At 62.6% G+C, this 16,838-nt stretch carries 17 protein-coding genes; 12 read left to right on the plus strand and 5 right to left on the minus strand.

Features of this window, described 5'->3' with window-relative positions; genetic code table 11:
* The first annotated feature begins 273 nt into the window (after positions 1-273).
* Positions 274-1,224: a hypothetical protein gene (locus tag AB3X99_RS13545; protein WP_368617195.1), complete on the plus strand. Its 951-nt coding sequence runs from the start codon at positions 274-276 to the stop codon at positions 1,222-1,224.
* Between the two features lie 75 nt (positions 1,225-1,299).
* Here AB3X99_RS13545 and AB3X99_RS13550 read toward each other — a convergent pair whose 3' ends face one another.
* Genes AB3X99_RS13550 through AB3X99_RS13570 form a run of 5 tightly spaced genes read right to left on the minus strand, consistent with a single transcriptional unit; the run spans position 1,300 to position 5,868 of the window.
* Positions 1,300-2,076 carry an enoyl-CoA hydratase-related protein gene (locus tag AB3X99_RS13550; RefSeq protein WP_069266512.1) on the minus strand — a complete coding sequence of 259 codons (777 nt, stop codon included), beginning with the start codon at positions 2,074-2,076 and terminating at the stop codon, positions 1,300-1,302.
* A 43-nt stretch (positions 2,077-2,119) separates the two neighbouring features.
* The gene (locus tag AB3X99_RS13555; RefSeq protein ID WP_069266513.1) at positions 2,120-2,884 is read right to left on the minus strand and encodes a glucose 1-dehydrogenase; all 765 of its coding nucleotides are present in this window, start codon (positions 2,882-2,884) and stop codon (positions 2,120-2,122) included.
* 39 nt (positions 2,885-2,923) lie between these two features.
* Positions 2,924-4,177 (minus strand): CaiB/BaiF CoA transferase family protein, encoded by a 1,254-nt coding sequence (locus tag AB3X99_RS13560; protein WP_368617196.1) that lies wholly within the window; start codon positions 4,175-4,177, stop codon positions 2,924-2,926.
* A gap of 2 nt (positions 4,178-4,179) precedes the next feature.
* Positions 4,180-4,656, minus strand: coding sequence for a MaoC/PaaZ C-terminal domain-containing protein (locus tag AB3X99_RS13565; RefSeq protein ID WP_069266515.1), 477 nt, complete (start codon positions 4,654-4,656; stop codon positions 4,180-4,182).
* A gap of 48 nt (positions 4,657-4,704) precedes the next feature.
* Entirely contained in the window at positions 4,705-5,868 is a 1,164-nt protein-coding gene (locus AB3X99_RS13570; protein ID WP_069266516.1) for an acyl-CoA dehydrogenase family protein, read from the minus strand.
* Between the two features lie 384 nt (positions 5,869-6,252).
* Here AB3X99_RS13570 and AB3X99_RS13575 point away from each other — a divergent pair, with 384 nt between their 5' ends.
* The 11 genes from AB3X99_RS13575 to AB3X99_RS13625 are packed head-to-tail and all read left to right on the plus strand — an operon-like array spanning position 6,253 to position 16,834.
* A complete protein-coding gene (locus AB3X99_RS13575; protein ID WP_069266517.1) occupies positions 6,253-6,618 on the plus strand; it encodes a Zn-ribbon domain-containing OB-fold protein in 366 nt (121 codons plus the stop codon).
* A 60-nt stretch (positions 6,619-6,678) separates the two neighbouring features.
* Positions 6,679-7,830, plus strand: a complete 1,152-nt coding sequence (locus AB3X99_RS13580; RefSeq protein WP_342947360.1) for a thiolase — start codon at positions 6,679-6,681, stop codon at positions 7,828-7,830.
* A 53-nt stretch (positions 7,831-7,883) separates the two neighbouring features.
* On the plus strand, positions 7,884-8,684 hold the full coding sequence (locus AB3X99_RS13585) for an enoyl-CoA hydratase/isomerase family protein (RefSeq protein WP_368617197.1): 801 nt from the start codon (positions 7,884-7,886) through the stop codon (positions 8,682-8,684).
* 11 nt (positions 8,685-8,695) lie between these two features.
* Complete coding sequence (locus AB3X99_RS13590; RefSeq protein WP_368602277.1) at positions 8,696-9,502, plus strand: enoyl-CoA hydratase/isomerase family protein; 807 nt, start codon at positions 8,696-8,698, stop codon at positions 9,500-9,502.
* Between the two features lie 17 nt (positions 9,503-9,519).
* On the plus strand, positions 9,520-10,335 hold the full coding sequence (locus tag AB3X99_RS13595) for an enoyl-CoA hydratase/isomerase family protein (protein ID WP_256094871.1): 816 nt from the start codon (positions 9,520-9,522) through the stop codon (positions 10,333-10,335).
* 38 nt (positions 10,336-10,373) lie between these two features.
* Positions 10,374-11,234 (plus strand): SDR family oxidoreductase, encoded by an 861-nt coding sequence (locus AB3X99_RS13600; RefSeq protein ID WP_368602278.1) that lies wholly within the window; start codon positions 10,374-10,376, stop codon positions 11,232-11,234.
* Between the two features lie 3 nt (positions 11,235-11,237).
* Positions 11,238-12,380, plus strand: a complete 1,143-nt coding sequence (locus tag AB3X99_RS13605) for a CaiB/BaiF CoA transferase family protein (RefSeq protein WP_368617198.1) — start codon at positions 11,238-11,240, stop codon at positions 12,378-12,380.
* Between the two features lie 44 nt (positions 12,381-12,424).
* Positions 12,425-13,624 (plus strand): acyl-CoA dehydrogenase family protein, encoded by a 1,200-nt coding sequence (locus AB3X99_RS13610; protein ID WP_069266524.1) that lies wholly within the window; start codon positions 12,425-12,427, stop codon positions 13,622-13,624.
* A 31-nt stretch (positions 13,625-13,655) separates the two neighbouring features.
* The gene (locus tag AB3X99_RS13615; RefSeq protein WP_368617199.1) at positions 13,656-14,810 is read left to right on the plus strand and encodes an acyl-CoA dehydrogenase family protein; all 1,155 of its coding nucleotides are present in this window, start codon (positions 13,656-13,658) and stop codon (positions 14,808-14,810) included.
* Between the two features lie 32 nt (positions 14,811-14,842).
* Positions 14,843-16,009 carry an acyl-CoA dehydrogenase family protein gene (locus tag AB3X99_RS13620; RefSeq protein ID WP_368617200.1) on the plus strand — a complete coding sequence of 389 codons (1,167 nt, stop codon included), beginning with the start codon at positions 14,843-14,845 and terminating at the stop codon, positions 16,007-16,009.
* An 18-nt stretch (positions 16,010-16,027) separates the two neighbouring features.
* Positions 16,028-16,834, plus strand: coding sequence for an enoyl-CoA hydratase (locus AB3X99_RS13625; RefSeq protein WP_368617201.1), 807 nt, complete (start codon positions 16,028-16,030; stop codon positions 16,832-16,834).
* The last annotated feature ends 4 nt before the right edge of the window (positions 16,835-16,838 follow it).

Here is a 16,838-nt window from a genome sequence, read left to right on the forward strand (position 1 = left end):
CGATAAATCAATGCGGTAGCTGCGATACGGGCCTGCCTGTTTCTCCACGGGCGCACGTCTGATGAGGTGGACGAATCAACCGGTTTTCTTCCGTGAGCCGGTATACCTATAGTAGTGAGGTGCTACAAATACCTCACCACGACGATGGACACTTCAACCATGAGCGACACCAAACCCACCATGCCGCGCCGCGGCGACTTTGGCTGGCAGCCTCTCGTCAGCGCCTTCGAGCCCACCATCGAGGACATGTTGTCCAATCGCGCCTAGTTCGGCATGCCACCCGAAGCGCTCTACCTGTGGGGGACGCTACGCGACGAGGACGGTGAGATCTACTGTCCGATGCGACGCATTCCCGCTGGCCTGAATACCGACGCGAAGGACACGCGCCGACGTTTCTACCTGTGTACGACGCTTGGCCACGACGACGGCATGCATATGCATCCGGTAGGCAAGACATCGGTGCCGAACGACGGCTTTACGCGATCGCTCGAAGAGGGGCGCATCCACTGGCGCAGCCATCCACAAGCGCCTGGTAACCGTTTCCACGTCACCTGGACACCCGACGACTGCAGCTGGTACGAAGAGAACGCCATGGATATCAAAGGCAGGCTGGTGAAGCCCGGCATGCACTGGTATTTGCCGGGCCGCGATGCTGGCATGTATTACGTCGCGAACATCTTCGAGATGGAAGGTACGATTCTCGGCAAGAAGGTGCGCGGCATGATCGGCTTTGATCCGATCCATATGTACGAGGGCGGCGAGATCTACAAAACGAAAGACGCCCTGGTACAGGAGAAACTGGAACTCGTCTGGTACACATGGGCCACGCGATACAAGGATGGCAGTATCGACTTTGGGCACTTCACGCTCGGCAACGACATGTTCGGCTTTGCGATTCTCGGCAACGAAAAGGGCGAGGTGCGCTTCACTTATGACGTGACCGGCACGGTCGACTTCGGCGCGAATGGCTACTGGCAGGAGGGTATCCGCTACTCGGCCTTTGGCGAGGAGTGGGAGTTCGTGCCCGATCCGCGCGGGCGTCTCGTCGGTCTTGGGACGCTCAAGAATCCGCAGGTGGACGGGCGCTGGCGGCGTGTAGGAGACACCCGCGAGCCCGATGTATGGTTCGCGTGGGGCGAAGCGGCGCCGGAGCATGGCAGCCGCCCCATGAACCGGCTACCGGGGCTTGGCACGCGTGTCGGCGTAAATTTTCGCAAGTACTGAACGTCAACTGCAATGTAGCAAGCGCACGCAGGGCGACGCCAAAACCAGGCGTCGCCCTGCGTGCCATTCTCCCGCTTATTTCACGTACTTGCGGAACTCCGGCTTGCGCTTTTCGCGGAACGCATTGCCGCCTTCCTTGGACTCGTCAGTTTCGTAATACATTGCGAGCGCTTGCATTGCGAATGCACCGATGCCGCGAATATTCTCGGTATCGATATTGAACGATCGCTTCGCCAGCGCGATGGCCGTGGGGCTCATCTGCAGAATCTCGTCGCACCACTTTTTCGTTTCGGCATCGAGTTGCTCGGGGGGCACGACTGCGTTGATGAGACCCCAGTCGAGTGCCTCTTTCGCGCTGTATTTGCGGCACATGTACCAGATTTCCCGTGCGCGCTTCTCGCCGATGATGCGCGCGAGGTACGCGGTGCCGAAACCCGGATCGACCGAACCGACCTTCGGGCCGACCTGGCCGAAGATCGCGGTTTCGGAAGCGATCGCGAGGTCGCAGATCGTCACGAGCACGTTGCCGCCGCCGATCGCGTAGCCGTTCACGCGTGCGATCACCGGCTTCGGAATGTCGCGGATAATGCTTTGCAGTTCCTCGATCGGCAGGCCCACGGTGCCGCGGCCGTTGTAGCCGTCGCCGGACTGGTCGCCGCCGGTGCAGAACGCCTTTTCGCCGGCGCCGGTGAGCACCACGACGCCGATGTCCTTGTTCCACCCCGCGAGACCGAAGGCCTTGATCAGTTCTTCACAGGTGTTGGCGTTGAACGCGTTATAGACGTTGGGGCGATTGATGGTGATCGTCGCGACGCCATCCGCTTCCTTGTAGATAATGTCCCTGAATTCCATGTCGTATTCCGATGTTGTTTATTGAGCAGGTTCGAGACGCCGGTTAGCCGGCCATCGTCAGGCCGCCGGACACGCTGATGACCTGGCCGCTGATGAAAGCGGCGTCGTCGCTCGCGAGGAAGGCAACCGTGCCGGGGATATCGCCCGGTTCGCCCATGCGGCCGAAAGGCACGGCCTTCACGAGCGCCGCCTTGATGCGCTCGCCTTTCTCACCTTGCGCGAGGTTGTCGAGCAGCGGGGTCGCGGTGGGGCCGGGGCACACGACGTTGACGGGAATATGCTGGCGCGCCATTTCGCGCGCCATGGTTTTCGTGAACGCGATGAGACCGCCTTTGCAGAACGAATAGACGGCTTCCATCGAGGAGCCCACGCGTCCCGCATCGGACGAGATGTTCACGACGCGGCCACGGCCGCGCTCAGCCATGCGGCGCAACACGGCGTGGTGCATATTCAGCGGGCCGTACAGGTTGATCGCGACGACCTTGTCCCAGAACGGCTTCTCCGTTTGCAGGAAGAACGAACCCATGTCCCAGCCCGCGTTGTTGACGAGGACCTCAATCGGACCGAGGTCTTCCTCGACTTTGGCCACCGCGGCATGCACGCCTTCGTGATCCGTGATGTCGACACGGTACGCACGCGCCTTGCCACCCGCCGCCTCGATTTCTGCCGCGACACGTGCTGCGCCTTCTTCGTTCAGATCGAACAGCGCGACGGTCGAGCCTTCCTCGCCGAATCGCTTGCTGATGGCGGTTCCGATCCCGCCCGCGGCGCCGGTTACGATGACGACCTTCTCCTTGAGCCCCTTCATTGGTTCCCCTCCGTGATGTGCGAGGCGCGTTCGCGCCAGTTAGTCTTTGCTCAACGCTTCCGTAACGGCTTGGCCTTTTCCCGTGGCACGGGCGACGAGCGCGCTGGCTTCGCTTACGCTATAGCCCGCTTCGATCAGGACTTCGATGCTGTGCTCGCCGAGATTCGGCGGCAGATAGCGAACGTTGCCGGGCGACTCGGAGAAATGCACCGGGATCGAGGTCATGACCATGTCGCCTTCGGTCGGGTGATCGAAGCGCTGGAAGAAGCCGGTTTCCTTGACGTACGCGTCGTGCATCAGGTCTTTCAGGTCGCGCACGGGACCGTGCGGAACGTCCGCCAAGGCAAAAATGGCGTTCCATTCAGCCGTGGTCTTATTGCGGATGGCGTCGCCGACGATGCGGTACAACTCGTTGATGTTGCGCATGCGCTCGGTCATGTGGCAAAAGCGCGGGTCATCCAGCAGATGCGCCGCATCGATCGCGCACAGCACGCGGCGCCATTGCTCGTTGTTCACCGCAAGCAGGCAGATATGGCCGTCCTTCGTCGCATACGGGCGGCGATACGGCGAGAACATGCGCGGATAGCCAAGGCCCGTGCCGTCATTGGAGCCCAGCGCGCCTTCCCAGAGATGCTCGAAAAGATTGAACTGCAGCATCGTTTCGAACATCGGCACATGGACGAGCTGACCGAGGCCGGTACGCTCGCGGTGATAGAGCGCCATGCCAATTGAGGAGGCCAGCACGTAACCGCAGAACTTGTCGACGATCACGGTGGGGAAGTAGCGCGGCGAGCCGTCAGCGTCACGGTTCATCGCGGCAATGCCGGTTTCGCCCTGGATCACGTCGTCGAAGGCGGGGCGGTCCTTGTAGGGGCCGTCGATGCGGTAGCCGGCGCCCGACGCGTAGACGATGCGCGGGTTGCGCGCCCGTACGGCTTCGTAGCCGATGCCGAGCCGTTCGGCGGCGCTCGGACGCATGCTGTGCACGATGACGTCGGCCGATTCGACAAGCTTGAGCAGCGCTTCGCGGCACTCGGCCTGTTTGAGGTTCAGGATCACGCTCCGCTTGTTGCGGTTCATGATCGTATAGAACACGGCCATGTCGGGATTGCGGCCGGGGCCGTTCTTGCGGTTCTGGTCGCCTTCGGGCGGTTCGATCTTGATGACGTCCGCACCCATGTCGCCGAGCAGCTGTGTGGCGACCGGACCGAGCACGTTGATGGTCAGGTCGATCACGCGCACACCGGCTAACGGGCCCGTGGCCCGTTCGAGGGGTTGTTGTGGATTTTCCATGCTCAGGCCTTGTATTCTTTGCCCTTCACGAGTCTGAGCGGCGTGTACACCATCACTTCCGTGCCGTCCTGCTTGATCACGCGATTACGCGTGCGTACGAGACCGAGTCCTGGGCGCCCGTTGCTGGGCCGGCATTCGATGACTTCGCATTCCACATGAATCGTGTCGCCCACGTAGGTGGGACCCTTGATATCCAGCTCCATGTTGAGGAACGCGAAGCCGACGCCCTGCATGGTGGCCTGCGTGAGCAGCCCCTCCATGAGCGTAAACACGAGTGCTCCCGGCGCGACGCGTCCCTTGATCGCGGACTGCTCCCTTAGAAACTCTGTGTTGGTAAACAGCACTTCCAGCATGCCAGTCACGGATACGAAATTCACGACGTCCGTTTCGGTGACTGTGCGGCCCACGGTCTTGAACTTGCGTCCAACGGGCAGGTCCTCCCAGTGGATACCCAAACCAACCGTTTCGACTTCTTCCATTGCCTGTCCTCTGTTGTTGTCGCTCGCTTGTTAGCTCAACTGTCTTTTTCAGTTCTTCTTGATGCGGCCCAGCACGTTGTCCGCGACAATGTTGCGCTGGATTTGATTCGTGCCCTCAATGATCTGAACAACTTTTGCGTCGCGGAAATACCGGTTTATCGGGTACTCGTTGGAGATGCCGGCAGCGCCAAAAAGCTGTACGGCGTCAGTCGCGACCTTCATGGCGACATCCGATGCGAACATCTTCGCCATCGCAGCCATTGGAGCGAGTTCGCGTCCGCTTACGCCCGCGTCGACGAGCGACGCGGTGCGGTAGACAAGTTGGCGCGCGGCTTCGGTCTGCGTGACCATGTCGGCAATCATCCAGCGCACACCCTGGAAGTTGCTGATGGTCTGGCCGAACGCTACGCGATCCTGAATGAATTTGACGGCATGGTCGATCGCCCCCTGCGCAATGCCGACCGCGCGCGCGGCAACGATGGGGCGGCTCGTGTTGAGCGCTTCCATGGCCACCTTGAAACCCTGGCCACCTTCCGGCCCGAGACGGTCTTCCGCGCGAATGAAGGCGTCGTCGAAATAGAGGGGGCAAGACGCTACGCCTCGCGCGCCCATCTTGTCTTCTTCATTACCGATGGTGAGCCCGTGCGTGTTGCGATCGACGATAAAAAGATTGATCCCCAGCGGCTGCCCTTCCTCATCGAGCGTCTTTGCCGCGACGAGAATGAAGTCGGCAATATGGGAGTTCGTGCACCAGATTTTTGAGCCGTTGAGCACATAGCCGCCGTTCTTGCGGCGCGCTGTGGTGCGAATGCCGGATACGTCGGAGCCGCTTTGAGATTCGGTAATCGAGAGCGCGCCGCGCAATTCGCCGGATGCGAGTCCGGGCAGAAGGCGTGCCTTCTGTTCGTCCGTGCCTCCTTCGAGAATGGCGCCAAAGGGCGTCCATTGCACGACCAGCAAATAGCCGGTGTTGTAGCAAACTCGCCCAAACTCCTCGACGGCGATACAGGCCGACATCACACTGCCGGCGCCGCCATACGCTTCCGGAAACGGCAACGTGAAGAGGCCCAGTTCCTTAAGCAGTGCATACATGTCATGCGGATACTCGGCCGTACGGTCGATCTCGTCGGCGCGCGGTGCCACACGCTCCCTTGCGACGCGACGGATGAGATCGCGGATCTGAACCTGGTCGTCTGTTAGTTCGTATGTCACTTCGAGCTCTCTTACTGGCGGTTTTCCGGATCGGGCCAGGATTCGTCTTTCGGAGCGGGCCAGGTTGCCCCCGCTGACCACTCCCGAATCACCCCGGTCTCTTCAAAATGTTGAACAATGTTCGATAAAGTAAACGATGGATCAGGTGGCCGTCAAGCGCAGAAACCCGCTGGCGCGGGTTTGTCCGAGGTGCGTCCGGAATTTCGCCGGGATGTAGTGTCAGCCTTGTGGGGCGGGGCACGACAGGGCTTTCCCACCGTTGACAGCACGCTTCCGGTGCGTTTAATATTTGGAACAGTGTTCGGTTATTTGTTCCATTTTGGCCCGACATAGCGGCTCGATTCGCGGGAGCCCTAAGGCAAAAACGATTTGGAGGAGCGGGGAATGGACTCTCTTTGTCCTGAAGTCGACTATCAGAAGTTTCTGGCCGAGGGCCGCTTGATGATCCAGCGCAGCCGCAGCAGCGGCCGCTATGTGTTCTATCCGCGCGTGGCCGAGCCGGTCACCGGGGCGCGCGATCTGGAATGGGTCGACGCGTGCGGGAAAGGCACGGTTTATTCCACCACGGTCGTGCGCCAGAAGTCGCCCACGCCGAGCTACAACGTCGCAGTGATCGATCTGGAGGAAGGTGTGCGCATGCTCAGCTGCGTTGAGGGCATCGAGCCGGAGGCCGTGCGCATTGGCATGCCCGTGCAGGCGAAGATCGTCTACCGGGGGGATGCGGCACTGCTCGTATTCGAACCAGCCTGACGCCCGCTAACCCGCAACCGGCCGTCAAGAGCCGGTCGCACCTGATGAAAGGTAGATCGAATGGAATTCAACTTGCGCGGGCGTACCGCACTGGTGGCAGGCGCCACCTATGGGATGGGGGAAGCGCCTGGCTTGTCGTCAATGGACCTTGCTGCGCGCGCTTGCGTCGACGCGCTGGCCCAGGTAGGGCTCACGCCCGGCGATGTGGATGGCCTGTTCGTGTGCACGCCCGACGACATGCTCTCGGGTCTCACGTTTGCCGAGTACCTCGGTATTAACCCGAAGTTCACCGACAACAACCGAAGCGGCGGCTCGGCGTTCGAGATTTACGCACACACTGCGGCGATGGCCTTGTCTACGGGCCAGATCGACGTCGCGCTGATCGCATATGGGAGCAACCAGCGCAGCGCGGCGGGCAAGCTCGTGCAGTCGTCGCGTCCCTCGCCGTGGGAGAGCCCGTACAAGCCGATGAATCCGGTCTCGTCTTATGCGCTCGCGGCGGCGCGGCATATGCACCAGTTCGGCACGAAGCGCGAACATCTGGCCGAGGTGGCCGTCGCCGCGCGCAAATGGGCGCAGCTCAATCCGGATGCGTACATGCGCACGCCCTTGTCGATCGATGACGTGATGGGCGCGCGTCTCGTATCCGACCCGCTTTCCGTGCGCGATTGCTGCCTCGTGACGGATGGCGCGGCGGCCGTCGTCATGGTGCGCGCCGACCGCGCACGCGATCTGACCGACAAGCCCGTCTATCTGCTCGGCGCGGCTTCGGCCACGTCACACCGCGAAATTGCGAGCATGCCCGATCTCACGGTGACGGCGGCCGCGCAATCGGGCCGGCGCGCGTATGAAATGGCGGGCGTGAAGGCAAGCGATATCGACGTCGCGATGCTGTACGACGCATTCACGATCAACACCATTCTGTTCCTGGAAGACCTCGGCTTCTGCCCCAAGGGCGAAGGCGGCCGCTTCGTCGCGGACGGGGCCATCGCGCCGGGCGGCCGGCTCGCGGTGAATACCAACGGCGGCGGGTTGTCCTGCGTTCACCCCGGCATGTATGGGCTTTTCCTGATCGAAGAGTCGATGCGGCAGCTGACGGGGCGCGCCGGCGAACGCCAGATTCCCGGCGCGAAGCTGGCCATCGCACACGGCAACGGCGGCGTGCTCTCGAGCCAGGCCACGGTGATTCTCGGAACTGAGGAAACGCTGTAAGACACGGCGGCCGCACAGGCCACGGTCAACAGTTTTGCATGGGAGACGGACAGATGAGCGTAGAGATCGGCGGCGACGCGACAGAGATCGTCCAGGTCCAGCAAGACGGTGCAATCGCGATCGTCACATTGAATTATCCCCAACGCCGCAACGCATTTTCATTGAAGATGCGTCAGACGTTGTATGCGCAACTTTATCGTCTGATGCATCACGAGGAAAGTTGCCGCGCAATTGTCCTGACCGGCGCCGGCAATACGTTTTGTGCGGGCGGCGACATCTCGGAGATGCAGACGCGCAAGGTGCTCGAGTACCGGCAACGCAATGAACTGCCACTCGATATCTTCAGACTGATGGTCGAAGGCCCGAAAGCGGTTGTTGCCGCGGTCGAAGGGTTTGCGTTTGGCGCAGGCCTCTCGCTCGCAGCGGCTTGCGACTACGTCGTCACATCGTCGGCGGCGCGCTATGCGAGCGCGTTCGTGAAAGTCGGGCTTTTGCCCGATACGGGGCTCTACTGGTCGCTCACGCAACGCGTGGGCGGTGGCCTCGCACGTGAACTCATGCTGAGCGCGCGCGAGTTCAACGGAGTAGAAGCGGGCGAGACCGGGTTTGCGAATCAGGTCGTCGAGCCCGGCGAGGCGCTGAACGCGGCCTTGAAGGTGGCACAACAGTACGCGGAATTGCCCTCGGTCGCCACCGCGCACCTGAAGGCCGCGCTCGCGACGGGCATCCGCACGCTCGACGAGGCGATCGAAGCCGAAGTCAACCTGCAGCCCATCCTGCGCCGCAGCCGCGAACACCAGGAAGCCGTGAGCGCCTTCATGGAAAAGCGCAAGCCGGTGTTCGTGGCCGACTGAAGGGAGCCAACATGAGCGAAAAACAAACGGCAGCAACCGAAACGGCGGCGCTGATCGAGGTGACCCGCGAGGGGCCGGTCGCGATCGTGACGTTGAACAATCCGCGACGCCGCAATGCGATGGGGCGCCAGATGCGCCAGTTGCTGCGTGACACGGTGCATCGTCTCATGGTCGACGACCCAGAGTCGCGCGCAATTGTACTCACAGGCGCCGACGAGCATTTCTGCGCGGGTGCGGACATCTCCGAGATGACGAAGCGCACGATCCTCCAAAGCCGCGAAATTCTGGCGGAATCGTGCATGGTGGTGCGCGAAATGCAAGCGGGTCCGAAGCCCGTTGTGGCGGCGGTGGAAGGCGTGGCCTTCGGCGCCGGACTCTCGCTCGCGGTGGCGGCCGATTACGTCGTCGCAGCGTCGAGCGCGCGTTTTTGCGCTGCGTTTCTGCGCGTGGGGCTGATTCCAGATACCGGCATTCTGTGGACGCTTCCGAAGCGCATTGGCATGGCCCGCGCGCGCGAGATGCTTTCGCTCGCTACGGAGATCGACGGTAACAAGGCCGCGGCAATCGACCTCGCAAACGAAGTGGTCGAGTCGGGCGCGGCGCGCGCCAGGGCGATTGAAGTTGCACTCGGCCTCGCGGCCTTGCCACCGCTCGGCGTGGCGCTGTTGAAGGAGTCGCTCACAAACGCCGCGACGACCATGGAAGGCGCGCTGCGCGCCGAGATCGACTATCAGCCCATCCTGCGTCAGTCGAAAGACCATCAGGCTGCCTGCAAGGCATTTATGGAAAAGACCACACCGGTCTTCACCGGTGAATGAGCGCGGGGACCCATGCGATGAGTATCGAGCAGAAGGAAATGACTGCGGGCGCCGACGAGGTCGTGCAGGTGCGCCGTGAAGGCGACGTGAGCGTTGTCACGATGAACTATCCCGAGCGCCGCAACGCGTTCTCCATGAAGATGCGGCTCGCGCTGACGGAGGTGTTTCAGCGACTCATGAACGACGACCCCGATACGCGCGCCATCGTGCTGACGGGAGCGGGCGGTCATTTTTGCGCGGGCGGCGACCTCTCGGAAATGCACGCGGCCACGCCGCCATTGCTCGCGCTGCGTGAACGCATTGCGGTGGGCGTGCGTCTGTTCAAGCTGATTTATACGGGCACGAAGCCCGTCGTCGCGGCAGTGGAAGGCACGTGCTACGGAGCGGGCGTCTCGCTGGCTGCTGCCTGTGATGTCGTGGTCAGCGCCGAGACGGCGAAATACTCGTGTGCCTTCGGCAAGGTAGGCCTGCTGCCCGACACCGGGATTCTCTGGACGCTCCCGCAAAAGGTGGGTGGCGGCAAGGCGCGCGAACTGATGCTGAAGGGCGATGTCATCGATGCAACCACGGCGCGCCGCATCGGCCTCGTCAGCGAGCTGACGGTGAGCGGACACGCGCTCGATGCGGCGATCGAGGCCGCGGCTCGCTTTGCGAGCTATCCGCCGGTGACGCTGGCGCTCCTGAAGGCGAGCCTCGTCAACGCGGGCAACTCGATCGAGGACGCATGCCGTCTGGAGACCGATCTCAATCCGCTGGCGCGTCAAACGAGCGATCACACGGAAGCCGTGAAGGCCTTCATGGAAAAGCGCAAGCCGGTTTTCACGGGCGCCTGAAGCCGACGTTCTTCATTGCTGTCTCTACAGGAAGTTCAATGCCAATGTTTACGCCTGACCTGCTGAAGAACAAACGAATCCTGATCACCGGTGGTGGCACGGGGCTCGGCAAGAGTATCGGCCGACGTTATCTCGAACTGGGTGCCGATCTTGTCATCTGCGGCCGCCGCAAGGAAGTGCTCGGCGCGACCGCCGACGAGTTTCGCGGCGCGGTGCCCGGCGCACGCGTCACGACGGTGCAGGCGGACGTGCGCAGCGCGGAATCCGTCGAGGCAATGATGGACACGATCTGGCAGGACGGCCCGCTCGATGTGCTGCTGAACAACGCTGCGGCGAATTTCATCGCGCGCACGGAGAGCCTTTCGCCGCGCGCGGTGGACGCGGTGCTCGGCATCGTGCTGCACGGTAGCTTCTATTGCACGATCGCGGCGGGCAAGCGCTGGATCGACGCGGGCCACGCGGGCAACGTGATTAGCACGGTGTCTACGCCCACGATGACCGGCTCGGCCTTTACGGTGCCCTCCGCCGCGGCGAAGGCGGGCGTTCTCGCGATGACCCGTAGCCTTGCGGTCGAGTGGGGCCCGAAGGGCATCCGTCTGAACGCGGTGGCGCCCGGACTTTTCCCTACGCCCGGCGCCTGGGAGCAACTGTATCCGCCGGGCTCGCAGGTCGAACCGCAGGAGCGCTCCGTTCCGCTGCGCCGCTTCGGCGATCACACGGAACTCGCCGATCTTTACGCGTATCTGGCATCGGATGGGTCCGGCTACATCACCGGCGACATGATCGTGATCGACGGCGGCCGCTGGATGCAGGGCGTTGGCGGCCCGACCTTCCGTGCCATGCAGGACTGGACCGACGAACAATGGGACGCCATGCGCGCCCATGCGCGCAAGGGTTGAACGATGGGTCCGCTCGCGGGAGTCCGAATCATTGAGCTTGCCGGCATCGGGCCGGGCCCTATGGCCGCGATGTTGCTCGCCGACCTGGGCGCGACGGTGTTGCGCATCGAGCGTCGCCAGCCGGTCAAGCTCGGTATCGAGCGCCCGCTGCGCTACAACCTGTTGCTGCGCAACCGGAAGACGATCGCGCTCGACCTGAAAGACCCGGAGGCTGTCGAACTCGTGCTTTCTCTGGCGGAGCGCGCCGACGCCTTGATCGAAGGCTTCCGTCCTGGTGTGACCGAGCGCCTGGGGCTCGGTCCGCAGGTTTGCCTCCAACGCAATCCGAAGCTCGCCTATGGGCGCATCACGGGATGGGGGCAAGACGGACCGCTCGCGCAGTACGCGGGGCATGACCTGAACTACATCGCGATCACCGGTGTGCTCAACGCGATTGGCCGCCGCGATCAGCCGCCGTCGATACCGCTGAACCTGATCGGCGACTATGCCGGCGGTTCGCTGTATCTCGCGATGGGGCTGCTCTCGGCAATTCTGCACGCGCGTAACGGCGGCTCAGGCCAGGTCGTGGATGCCGCGATCGTCGACGGTACGGCCAACCTTGCTACTACGTTCTTCGGCATGCAGGCTGCCGGAATCTGGCGTGATGGGCGCGGGACGAATATCACGGACTCCGGATCACACTTCTACGACGTGTATGAATGCGCGGACGGCAAGTGGATCACGATCGGTCCCATCGAGGACAAGTTCTATCTCGAACTGCTGCGCTTGCTCGACATCGACACGCGAACCCTCGGCGCTCAGCTTGACGAAAGCAATTGGCCTGCCGCGCGCGCCCTGTTTGCGCTGAAGTTCAAGTGCCGCACACGCGAGCAATGGACCACGCTGCTCGAGCATTCGGACGCGTGCTTCGCACCGGTGCTGTCGTGGACCGAGGCACCCGAGCATGCGCATCTGAAGGCGCGCGGCACGTTCATCGAAGTCGACGGCATCGTGCAGCCCGCTCCGGCGCCGCGCTTTTCCGCCACGGTGCCCGCGAAACCGACCGCGCCTGAAGCGCCCGACGCGGCAACGGTCGACGCCGCGCTGGCTGCGTGGCTCGAACCGGGCCGCATTGGCGAGCTGAAAGAAGCGGGAACGCTGGCCTGAGTGGCACACGCCAGGCGAGCCAAAGAAAACGAAACGAGACACTCATGGATCTGCGATATACCGACGAAGAACTGGCGTTCCGCAATGAGGTGAGAGCCTTCTTCAAGGAAGCGCTGCCCGCCGACATTCGACGCAAGGCCACCCTGGGGCAGCGCTATTCGGCGGCCGACCTGCGCCGCTGGCAACGCATTCTCTACGAGCGCGGCTGGGCGACGCCCGCGTGGGACAAGGCGTGGGGCGGGACCGGCTGGAGCGCGGTGCAGCAATACATCTTCAAGGAAGAGCTGCACATGGCCCCGGCGCCCGAAACATTGTCGTTCAACGTGAACATGATCGGCCCGGTGCTGATCGCGTTCGGCAGCGAAGAGCAGAAGCGCCACTTCCTGCCCCGCATCGCGAGCCTCGAATACTGGTTCTGCCAGGGCTTTTCCGAGCCGGGCGCGGGTTCGGATCTGGCCGCACTGCGCACCCAGGCGATTCGAGAAGGCGACCACTACGTCATCAACGGGCAGAAGCTCTGGACCTCTACGGCGCATCACGCCGACTGGATGTTCTGTCTCGTGCGCACGGATTCGAGCGGGAAGAAGCAACAGGGTATTACCTACCTGCTGATCGACATGAAGACGCCGGGCTTGACGGTGCGCCCGATCATCACGATCGACGGCCACCACGAAACCAACGAGGTGTTCTTCGACAACGTGCGCGTGCCGGTTGCGAATCGCATCGGCGAGGAAAACAAGGGCTGGGACTACGCCAAGTATCTGCTCGGCAACGAGCGCAGCGGCATTGCACGCGTGGGCGTTTCGAAGATGCGCGTGCGGCATGCGAAGGACCTCGCGAAGCGCGTGCCCTGCGGGGACGGCGTGCTGTGGGACGACCCGCGCTTTCGGGAGCGGGTCGCGGCCGTGGAAGTGGAGTTGAAGGCGCTGGAAATGACGCAGATGCGCGTGATCGCCGAAAGCCGTGCGCAAGAGAGCCATGTGCCGGACCCCAAGACTTCGATCCTGAAGATCAAGGGTTCGGAACTCCAGCAACTTTCCGCCGAACTGCTGCTGGAAGTGGCGGGGCCGGATGCGTTGCCGCTCGATATCGACTTCCTGCGCGGTCTTGGCGACGCGGTTCGCGAGCCCGAATGGGCGCTGACGATCGCGCCGAACCACTACTTTGCGCGTCACGTTTCGATTGTGGGCGGCTCCAACGAGATTCAGAAGAACATACTCGCCAAGTCGGTATTGGGACTTTGAGCGACGGTCGAACAGCGGAGAAGCATGGGCTATGGACTTTGATTTCACCGATGAGCAGCGCATGCTCAAGGACAGCGTCGAGCGTCTCGTCAAGGACGAGTACGGTTTCGAGCAGCGTGCGAAGTACCTCGTGGAGCCGGACGGCTTCAGCCGCGCGCAATGGGCGCGCTATGCGGAGATGGGGCTGCTGGGTCTTTCATTCGATGAGGAATACGGCGGCAGCAACTGCGGTCCTGTCGAGACGATGATCGTCATGGAGGCGCTCGGCCGCGGCCTCGCGGTCGAGCCGTACCTCGCAACGGTCGTGCTGGGCGGCGGCTTCGTGCGCCTTGGCGGCAACGCGGCGCAACGCACGGCGATTCTGCCGCAGATCGCGCAGGGCGAATTGCTGATGGCCTTTGCGCACAGCGAAGCGCAGTCGCGCTACGACCTGGCGGACGTGGCGGCCACCGCGCGGCGCGAAGGCGACGCATGGGTGATCGACGGCGCCAAGCGCGTCGTGCTGCATGGCGGCAATGCCGATCTCCTCGTGGTGTCGGCGCGGGTGTCGGGCGGCAGGCGCGAGCGTGACGGCATCGGCCTGTTCGTGGTGAGGGGCGACGCGGCGGGCGTGACACGCCGCGTGTATCCGACACAGGACCGGCTGAGCGCGGCAGATATCGAATTTTCCGGCGTGCGAGTTCCGGATAGCGACGTGCTGGGTGTCGCGGGTGCCGCGTTCCCGCTCATTGAGACAGTCGTTGCGCACGCAATCGCCGCGGTGAGCGCGGAAGCTGTAGGCGCGATGACCGCCGCGCACGAAGAAACCGTCGAGTATCTCAAGGTCCGCAAGCAGTTCGGCGTACCCATCGGGTCATTTCAGGCCCTCCAGCATCGGGCGGTCGACATGCTGGTCATGGTGGAGCAGGCGCGCAGCATGGCGCTCTTCGCGACCATGATGATTGAGGAACCCGATGCGGGGGAGCGCGATCGCAGCCTGTCCGCCGCGAAAGTGCAGATCGGACGCTCGGGCCGCTTCGTCGGCCAGCAAGGTGTGCAACTGCACGGCGGCATCGGGATGACCGAGGAGTGCAAGATCGGCCACTACATGCGACGCCTGAGCGTGATCGATATCCAGTTCGGCTCGACCGAACATCATCTGACCCAGCTCGCCAATGCCGGCGGGCTGATCGATGCAGCAGCGTGAGCCGCGTCCAGCCAAGTATACGGAAACCATTCATGAGCCGAATTACCTCTCCCGACCAATATCAGGAACTGCGCGAAGCGCTGCGTGACCTTTCGAAGGAATATCCCGATGAGTACTGGCGCCGCATCGATCACGAACGCGTGTACCCGGAGGCGTTTGTCGACGCGTTGACGAAGGCCGGCTGGATGGCGGCGCTGATTCCTCAGGAGTACGGTGGTTCCGGCCTCGGGTTGACCGAGGCGTCCGTGATCATGGAGGAGATCAACCGCAACGGCGGCAACTCCGGGTTCTGCCACGGCCAGATGTACAACATGAACACGCTGCTGCGCAACGGCTCGGAAACGCAAAAGCGCAAATATCTGCCGAAGATCGCGAGCGGCGAATTGCGCCTGCAGTCGATGGGCGTGACCGAGCCGACCACGGGAACGGACACCACGAAGCTGAAGACCACCGCCGTGAAGAAAGACGGCCGCTATGTGGTCAACGGCCAGAAGGTTTGGATTTCGCGCGTGCAGCATTCGGACATGATGATCCTGCTCGCGCGCACCACGCCCTTGTCTGACGTGAAGAAGAAGTCGGATGGGCTGTCGTGCTTTCTCGTGGACCTGCACCAGGCGATCGGCAACGGTCTGACCGTGAGGCCGATTCCCAACATGGTCAATCACGAGACCAATGAACTGTTCTTCGACAATCTGGAGATTCCCGAAGAGAACCTGATTGGCGAGGAAGGCAAGGGCTTCAAGTACATCCTCGACGGGCTCAATGCCGAGCGTGCGCTGATCGCGGCCGAGTGTATCGGCGACGGCTACTGGTTCGTTGAACGCGCATCGAAATACGCCAACGAGCGTATCGTCTTCGACCGGCCAATCGGCATGAACCAGGGTATCCAGTTTCCGATCGCCGAGGCGTATATCGACCTGCGCGCGGCGGATCTCATGCGCTACAGAGCCTGCGAACTGTTCGACAACCATCAGGCATGCGGCGCGGAAGCGAACATGGCGAAGCATCTCGCGGCCACGGCTTCGTGGAAAGCGGCGAATGCCTGCTTGCAGACGCATGGCGGCTTCGGTTTCGCCTGCGAATACGACGTCGAACGTAAGTTCCGCGAAACGCGGCTTTATCAGGTGGCGCCGATTTCGACGAATCTGATTCTGTCCTACGTCGCCGAGCATGTGCTCGACCTGCCGCGTTCATTCTGATCATCGAGAGAGGATCTCATGCGCTTCGAGACCATTCTGTACGACGTCAAGGACCGTATCGCGACGATCACGCTCAACCGTCCTGAACACATGAACACCTGGAACGACCAGGTGGCGACGGACGTGTACGAGGCAATGCGGGCCGCGGGCGCGGACCGCGGTGTGCGTGTCATCGTATTCACCGGCGCGGGGAAGGCGTTTTGCGCGGGCGGCGATATTCACAGCTTCGGTGGTGACCCCGCCGCACTCATGACCAAGCTGCCGCGTCCGTTCGACATGCGCAAGCGCGCGGACTGGCAGACGCGTTGTTCGTATTACCCGGCCATTCCGAAGCCGGTGATCGCCATGCTCAATGGCGCGACCGTCGGTATTGGCCTGATTCACGCGCTCTTTTGCGACATCCGGTTTGCTTCGGAAGACGCCACCATCACCACGGCATTCGCGCGGCGCGGTCTGACCGCCGAATACGGCATGGCGTGGATCCTCGCGCGCCACGTGGGCCAGGCGCATGCGCTCGACCTGCTGCTCTCGGGCCGCAAGATCAAAGGGCGCGAAGCCGAGCGCATGGGACTCGTGAATCGTGCGATCCCGGCGGAGAAACTGGTCGAAGAGACTTATGCCTACGCGCGCGAAATGGCGGATTACTGCTCGCCGCGCTCCATGCGCATCATGAAGGAACAGGTCTGGGAGGTGCCTTTCCAGACGCCGCACGAGGCGATCATGTCGGCCGGTCTGGATATGCCGATCGCCAACCAGTGCGACGACTACAAGGAAGGCATGGCGAGCTTCCTCGAGAAGCGCAAGCCCAACTTCACGGACTACTGAGCAC

Origin of the sequence: Paraburkholderia sp. BR10882, assembly GCF_040948855.1 — a bacterium.
Lineage (GTDB): Bacteria > Pseudomonadota > Gammaproteobacteria > Burkholderiales > Burkholderiaceae > Paraburkholderia > Paraburkholderia nodosa_A.

Bases quoted from the DNA above. Each gene is read 5' to 3' on its own strand.
- AB3X99_RS13545 (WP_368617195.1), top strand. From the start codon at position 274: ATGCCACCCGAAGCGCTCTACCTGTGGGGGACGCTACGCGACGAGGAC.
- AB3X99_RS13550 (WP_069266512.1), bottom strand. From the start codon at position 2,076: ATGGAATTCAGGGACATTATCTACAAGGAAGCGGATGGCGTCGCGACG.
- AB3X99_RS13555 (WP_069266513.1), bottom strand. From the start codon at position 2,884: ATGAAGGGGCTCAAGGAGAAGGTCGTCATCGTAACCGGCGCCGCGGGC.
- AB3X99_RS13560 (WP_368617196.1), bottom strand. From the start codon at position 4,177: ATGGAAAATCCACAACAACCCCTCGAACGGGCCACGGGCCCGTTAGCC.
- AB3X99_RS13565 (WP_069266515.1), bottom strand. From the start codon at position 4,656: ATGGAAGAAGTCGAAACGGTTGGTTTGGGTATCCACTGGGAGGACCTG.
- AB3X99_RS13575 (WP_069266517.1), top strand. From the start codon at position 6,253: ATGGACTCTCTTTGTCCTGAAGTCGACTATCAGAAGTTTCTGGCCGAG.
- AB3X99_RS13580 (WP_342947360.1), top strand. From the start codon at position 6,679: ATGGAATTCAACTTGCGCGGGCGTACCGCACTGGTGGCAGGCGCCACC.
- AB3X99_RS13585 (WP_368617197.1), top strand. From the start codon at position 7,884: ATGAGCGTAGAGATCGGCGGCGACGCGACAGAGATCGTCCAGGTCCAG.
- AB3X99_RS13590 (WP_368602277.1), top strand. From the start codon at position 8,696: ATGAGCGAAAAACAAACGGCAGCAACCGAAACGGCGGCGCTGATCGAG.
- AB3X99_RS13595 (WP_256094871.1), top strand. From the start codon at position 9,520: ATGAGTATCGAGCAGAAGGAAATGACTGCGGGCGCCGACGAGGTCGTG.
- AB3X99_RS13600 (WP_368602278.1), top strand. From the start codon at position 10,374: ATGCCAATGTTTACGCCTGACCTGCTGAAGAACAAACGAATCCTGATC.
- AB3X99_RS13605 (WP_368617198.1), top strand. From the start codon at position 11,238: ATGGGTCCGCTCGCGGGAGTCCGAATCATTGAGCTTGCCGGCATCGGG.
- AB3X99_RS13610 (WP_069266524.1), top strand. From the start codon at position 12,425: ATGGATCTGCGATATACCGACGAAGAACTGGCGTTCCGCAATGAGGTG.
- AB3X99_RS13615 (WP_368617199.1), top strand. From the start codon at position 13,656: ATGGACTTTGATTTCACCGATGAGCAGCGCATGCTCAAGGACAGCGTC.
- AB3X99_RS13620 (WP_368617200.1), top strand. From the start codon at position 14,843: ATGAGCCGAATTACCTCTCCCGACCAATATCAGGAACTGCGCGAAGCG.
- AB3X99_RS13625 (WP_368617201.1), top strand. From the start codon at position 16,028: ATGCGCTTCGAGACCATTCTGTACGACGTCAAGGACCGTATCGCGACG.